The 5,921-nt window shown below is 43.6% G+C and carries 7 protein-coding genes; 2 read left to right on the top strand and 5 right to left on the bottom strand.

Features of this window, described 5'->3' with window-relative positions; genetic code table 11:
• Positions 1 to 65: 65 nt before the first annotated feature.
• The gene (locus ABFX15_RS02060) at positions 66 to 275 is read right to left on the bottom strand and encodes a hypothetical protein (protein ID WP_346023872.1); all 210 of its coding nucleotides are present in this window, start codon (positions 273 to 275) and stop codon (positions 66 to 68) included.
• Positions 276 to 589: 314 nt separating this feature from the next.
• Here ABFX15_RS02060 and mscL point away from each other — a divergent pair, with 314 nt between their 5' ends.
• Complete coding sequence (gene mscL / locus ABFX15_RS02055; RefSeq protein ID WP_346023871.1) at positions 590 to 1,015, top strand: large conductance mechanosensitive channel protein MscL; 426 nt, start codon at positions 590 to 592, stop codon at positions 1,013 to 1,015.
• Between the two features lie 203 nt (positions 1,016 to 1,218).
• On the opposite strand, the gene phnE (ABFX15_RS02050) is transcribed toward mscL, so the two are convergent.
• Genes phnE (ABFX15_RS02050) through phnC form a run of 3 tightly spaced genes read right to left on the bottom strand, consistent with a single transcriptional unit; the run spans position 1,219 to position 3,592 of the window.
• Positions 1,219 to 2,022 (bottom strand): phosphonate ABC transporter, permease protein PhnE, encoded by an 804-nt coding sequence (phnE, locus tag ABFX15_RS02050; protein WP_346023870.1) that lies wholly within the window; start codon positions 2,020 to 2,022, stop codon positions 1,219 to 1,221.
• Positions 2,019 to 2,825, bottom strand: a complete 807-nt coding sequence (phnE, locus tag ABFX15_RS02045; RefSeq protein ID WP_346023869.1) for a phosphonate ABC transporter, permease protein PhnE — start codon at positions 2,823 to 2,825, stop codon at positions 2,019 to 2,021. The genes phnE (ABFX15_RS02050) and phnE (ABFX15_RS02045) overlap by 4 nt, the downstream gene beginning before the upstream one ends.
• Positions 2,822 to 3,592: a phosphonate ABC transporter ATP-binding protein gene (gene phnC, locus ABFX15_RS02040; protein ID WP_346023868.1), complete on the bottom strand. Its 771-nt coding sequence runs from the start codon at positions 3,590 to 3,592 to the stop codon at positions 2,822 to 2,824. The genes phnE (ABFX15_RS02045) and phnC overlap by 4 nt, the downstream gene beginning before the upstream one ends.
• Positions 3,593 to 4,020: 428 nt before the next feature.
• Here phnC and ABFX15_RS02035 point away from each other — a divergent pair, with 428 nt between their 5' ends.
• Complete coding sequence (locus ABFX15_RS02035; protein WP_346023867.1) at positions 4,021 to 4,704, top strand: DUF554 domain-containing protein; 684 nt, start codon at positions 4,021 to 4,023, stop codon at positions 4,702 to 4,704.
• A gap of 70 nt (positions 4,705 to 4,774) precedes the next feature.
• Here ABFX15_RS02035 and ABFX15_RS02030 read toward each other — a convergent pair whose 3' ends face one another.
• Positions 4,775 to 5,686 carry a phosphate/phosphite/phosphonate ABC transporter substrate-binding protein gene (locus ABFX15_RS02030; RefSeq protein ID WP_346023866.1) on the bottom strand — a complete coding sequence of 304 codons (912 nt, stop codon included), beginning with the start codon at positions 5,684 to 5,686 and terminating at the stop codon, positions 4,775 to 4,777.
• Positions 5,687 to 5,921: the final 235 nt, after the last annotated feature.

Raw genomic sequence — 5,921 nt, 5'->3', positions numbered from 1 at the left:
GTTTTCCACATGTGAATTCCTCGAGCTTTTGGTATATAAAGTGTTGTTATAAATTTTGGGCAAATTCAAAAAATCTCGTCAGGGTCACGTGAAGGGACAAATCCAACTGAGATTTCATCGATTTCGATCATACCTTCGCCTGCTGCGCCATTTTCATCGGCTCCGTCAGTTTCTTCTGCTGTTTCCTCAGCGCCTTCTTCATCGTTTCCGCAAGCCCCAAGTAGCATAACTGAAGCTAGTGTAATACCTAAACCTTTTAACCATTTCTTAGACAAAATAATTCCTCCCAATTCTATGTTACACATGTATGTGCTGTAAATATGTACGATTAACGCACTATTCGACATTAACATTCGGTAATTGAAAAGTCTATCACTTTTTTTAAGTTTGTTACATCTTTTAATTTGCTAAAAAACGAACAATGTAGGTCAAGCGCCACTCCTTCTTTATCTGTAATTCCAGTATACCGGGATAGAAGGCCTATCTCCACCCTTTTTTTGTAAAAATCTTGTAAATGTGACTAAACTTTTACTTTTTTATTTTCTGCTGGATAGTTTAGAATAGAATACAGTAAGTATTTGGAGAGAGGATGTTTATATTGATTAAAGAATTTCGAACATTTTTAATGCGCGGAAATGTGATTGAGCTGGCTGTCGGAATCGTTATGGGTACCGTATTTACAGCTATAGTGACTGCTCTGGTTGAGCATGTGATTACTCCCATCATCGTAGCAGTAACGGGGAATGCCAGTGTCGACCAACTTGCATTACAGATCGGATCAGCAGAAATTGGATATGGACAATTTCTTCAAGCTGTCATTGATTTTGTACTTATCGCACTTGTACTCTTTGTCATCATCAAAGTGATCAACAATCTCTCCCGGAAGCCGGAGGAAGCAGAGGAAGTTGAAGTAGAGGCGCCGAGCGTAGAAAATTACTTGGAAGAAATACGCGTCCTGCTTGCAGAGAGAGCGGATACCCCTAATTTATCACGTGATGACCGTCCTTTAGAATAAGGCCTTCTTATAAAGAGTGTTATCAAAAGACCAGCCGACTGCCTCAACAGCAGCGGCTGGTCTTTTGCACTCTAATTTCAAGATGAATGGGTGGCTCGATTTTAAATATATATTTTGACTGGCGTTAATTTGATTTCAGAAATTTTAAACTATCATGACCTAGGAAACAGAAAAAGCTGCCCAGCATATCAGCTTGAGCAACTTCAGACTAAGTTCGACCTTATCTTTCCACTTATTTTATCAATGATCACGACGAACACGATGACAATGATCAGAATCACACCGACTTCTTCCCAATGCCTCTGCTGCTGTGAAAGAATCAGCGGAACCCCGATGCCTCCAGCTCCGACTAGTCCAAGTATCGTTGAAGCCCGGACATCTATTTCAAAACGGAACAGCGAGATTGACAAAAATTGCGGCAGGATCTGAGGGAGAATGCCATACCAGAACGCCTGCAGGTCATTGCCTCCGCTGGCTTTGATTGCTACGATCGGCGCCTGATCGATCGACTCGATGCTTTCCGAATACAGTTTGCCGATCATGCCAATCGAATTGACGCTGATAGCCAATACACCTGCAAAGGATCCAGGACCGACGGCGGCCACAAAGAACACGCCGAACAGCAGCTCCGGTATCGAACGGATAGCATTTAAAAACAGTTTGCCTAGGTAACTGGCTCGGCCTCCACTGTTCCTTGCCGCTAGTATCGCAACCGGCAGGGCAAACAAGGAAGCAGCAATCCCTCCTGCATAGGCAATAGCAATCGTTTCGATCATCTGCCAGCCTCTCTCCACAAACGAAGGCCAATAGGTTGGGTCAATGAGAGGGACGACAAATAACCTGTAAAGAATCGTTCCTGGAGAAGACTGCGAGGAGGCAATGGAAAAATCCTGTGACCAGAGACTGAACGCATACAAAAAACTCAGACTCATCACTACGAGATAGATCATTGTTTTCTGTTTTAACGTACGTTGAGACCGAAGAGAAATTCTGTCCTTGTTTTTCACGCGAGTCTGCTCCTTACTGTCTGGCTGATATAATCGATCACACTGATGGCAAGAAATAATACGAATATGATGAGCCCTAAACGGTCATACCTGAATAAGCTCATCTGTCGTCTGATCAGCTGACCGATCCCCCCTGCACCTACAAAGCCCAGTACAACGGAGGCTTTTAAATTGATTTCAAGTACATACAATATATGTGAGAGATAAATTGGTGTGATCTGTGGCAAAACGCCATACCGGATAACTTGAGGGTTATTTCCGCCCATTGCCTTGATGGCCTGGATTGGCCGTTCATCAATCGATTCGACCGATTCACTGGTCAGCTTAATTAGGATTGCTGCCGAGTAAATCATGAGTGCCAGAATACCGGATAACGAGCCTAAACCTACAACGGCTACCATGAGTACGACCATTATAATGTTCGGGATCGACCGGACGATGGTCAAGGCAACTCGCATCCCTCCGTATGATAAAGGGTGTCTGTTCAATGTTGATGACGAAAAAAAAAGTAGCGGAAAAGCCATGATCGCAGCCAGTGTCGTGCTGATCAAGGCAATATTGAACGTTTCGATCAGCTGATTCACTACTGTTGAAAAGTAGCCGAAGTCAGGCGGAAAAAAGTCCTCTGTCAGCATGCGGAATAATATCGGAAATGCCGACAGCATACGGGTCAGCGAGGCATTAGTCTGACGAATCGCAAGGGAGTAGAGCACGAGAACGCCCGCACTGAAACCAATCAGTTTGATGTAGAATGACGGCTTGAATAGCCTGACTTTACTAGAAGAGGTCTTTTTTTGTTTCACGAGGCGTCCCCTCTTTTCTCATCCGCACGAATCGGGCGGCCGTATATCTCTTCAAATGTCTGTTCAGTGACTTCATCGATGTGGCCGTCAAATACCACTTCACCATCCCGCATCCCAATGATCCGGTCGGCATATTCCATTGCCAGATCGATGAAGTGCAGATTGACTAATGTTGTCAGCCCATCTTCTTTACTTACACGCTTCAGGTCTCTCATGACCTGATGAGATGTTGGAGGATCGAGTGACGCAACAGGTTCGTCTGCCAGAATGACTTTAGGCTGCTGTGTCAGGACACGTGCTATACTGACCCTCTGCTGCTGCCCTCCACTGAGCTGGTCGGCTCGGACATAAGCCTTCTCATCGATACCGATTCGTTTGAGATTGTTCATAGCGAGCTGGAGGTCTGCTTGAGGAAACCGCCCGATCAGACTGTTGAAGGTCGATGTATGACCCAGCCGACCGACCACCACATTTCTCAGGACAGACATGCGTTTGACGAGATTATAGTCCTGAAAAATGATACCAATCTGTGTACGCAAGACACGCAGCTTCGACTCTTTTAATTTGGAAATAGTCTGACCGTCGACGATCACTTCTCCTTCAGTAGGCACGACCATCCGGTTGATGCAGGTCATTAGAGTAGACTTTCCGGCACCGGACATCCCTACGATGACAACGAACTCGCCTTTATTTATCTTTATATTCACATTTTTTAATGCTTCGACCCCATTTGAATATCTTAATGAGACATTTTTGAATTCGATCACGCAGCTACCCTCTTTTCATGAACTTCGATCTGTCTATTTTATCTTACTATTCAGTATACTATTTTTTCCACTCTATTTCGATTGTCTCTCATTGTCAAGCTTCAGAATAATCTCATGCTCAAAAAAGCAGCAATCTAAATAAATTTTCTCTCATTTTGTAATCGCTTGCATACTTTTGTTTGAGAATAGGGTATAATAAACAAGGAGAGTAAAGGACCTTCTACAGATAAGCAGCGAGGCCCTTTCTGACTGACTTTACTTATTCTGATGGATAACCGGTTTACTAAGGACGGGTTATTTAAGAAAGATCGAAGCCCACAGGTTTTGATCTTTCTTTTTATTTTTCCTGTTGTAAAACCATTTGTATGTAATCAGATAGCCTTATATAATAGGTTAGAATACACACGTCAACGAAGGAGTTCTTTACTATGTTTTTTGGAGTGATCATCAATACTTTAGCAATCGTTCTCGGCGGAACAGTCGGCCTGTTCGTCAACAAAGGTATTCCTTTAAGAATCGAGAAAGCTCTGATGCGCGCGCTGGCTCTCAGTGCTATTTATATCGGCATTACAGGCATGATGTCCGGAGAAAATACTATATATATCATTCTGTCTCTAGTTATTGGTGCAGCTGTGGGAGAAGTCATTGATCTCGATGATAAAATCCATAAGCTCGGGACGTCTTTGGAATACCGTTTTCCGTCAAAAAATGGTTCATCATCTATTTCCAAAGGTTTTGTCATGTCGAGTCTGATCATGGCTGTCGGCGCTATGTCGATTGTCGGACCTCTGGAAAGCGGCCTGACGGGAAATCATACAATCCTGCTGACAAAAGCTCTGATGGACGGCATTACCAGTATCATTCTCGCTTCGAGTCTGGGTATTGGCGTCATATTTTCCGGCGTCCTTGTCTTCTTATATCAAGGAGCCATCACTTTATTCGCCAGTGCTTTAGATATCATCCTGACTGTTGCGATGATCAACGATATCAATGCAGTCGGATCGATTCTTATTCTGGCTTTGGGGCTGAACATTCTTGAAGTGACTAAGCTGAAAGTTATGAATTTCGTGCCAGCCATTGCGATTCCTCTTCTTTTCTTCTTGTTCTACTAAACGAAAAATCTGCCGGCAAATGCAGCTCTTGTAAGAGAGTCACGCATACCAGCAGATTTTTTTATTCCACTTATTCCTCGATTAAGTCCTCAAACTGCCTGTATACATCCCGGACAACATCATAATCTTCCGATTCAGCTGGAGCGAACCCTTCCCAGTTATAGACATCTGCCAGGACTTCCAGCATATCAGGGTCATCATTCATATTAAGGAAAGCTTCACTAATACGCTCTTTCATGTCTTCTGACAGGTCACCACGAACAGACAATGTGGCGTTGGGTATTTCTTCTGTGGTTCCAATGACTCTGATCTGTTCGAAAATGTCCGGAATCTCATCTTCAAGGCGTACACGGGCATCTTCAAAAGTCGTTGCGAAATCTGCCTGCCCATCAAGGACTGAAAGTAATGCCGTATCGTGCGCGCCGACATCGATTTGAGTAAAGTGAGTATCCAGATCGTCTACGCCAAGATCCATCATCTGCTGAGCCGGGAACAGGTACCCTGATGTCGATGTATAATCGGCAAATGCCCAGACAAGCCCTTCAGATTCGATCAGATCATCAATTGAGCCGATTTCTGAGTCAGCCGCGACATTGTACTGAGCAACATAAGAGTCCGACCCATCACGAATGGCCTTCAGAAGCACTTCTGCATTTGCTCTTTCTTCAGCCTGCACATAGGCAAAAGGTGGCAGGAAGGCCACATCAGCATTCTGGTTACGCATCGCCTCAATCAGACCCGTGTAGTCTGTCATCACCTCGCCTGTTACCGGAATACCCAGCTGGTCAGACAAGTACTCTTCAAGTGGTCTCGCCGATTCTGCCATATTTGCCACATCGGCTGAGGGGAAATAGCCGAGTACCAGTTCTTCGACTTCCTCTACCCCATCTGATTCTGTATCTGTATCAGCCGTTTCAGTACCACATGCAGCCATCAGTAAAACAGAACTTATACCTAACAGCAAAAATCTCATTTTTTTCATTTTTTTAGTCCTTTCATTCCATCACTTTTAGTTAGTCTCATATTATTTTGAAGGAGTTCACAATTATTTTCAACTTATTTTCATAATACGGGACTATCAGCTTCAGTCAATAGTCATCAAAGGTCAGTTTACGTAAGCGTCTTATTGTTAAATTGAAATATTAATCCTGAATTATTCATACCTCTAAATGTGGATAACTATTTCTATTAAACTCACTGCTTTTTTAGACATTTTT

It is taken from the genome of Alkalibacterium indicireducens (assembly GCF_039522005.1).
GTDB classification, from domain to species: domain Bacteria; phylum Bacillota; class Bacilli; order Lactobacillales; family Carnobacteriaceae_A; genus Alkalibacterium; species Alkalibacterium indicireducens.
The sequence above is the reverse complement of the archived record's forward strand: the minus strand, read 5'-3'. Positions and strand labels throughout refer to the sequence as shown.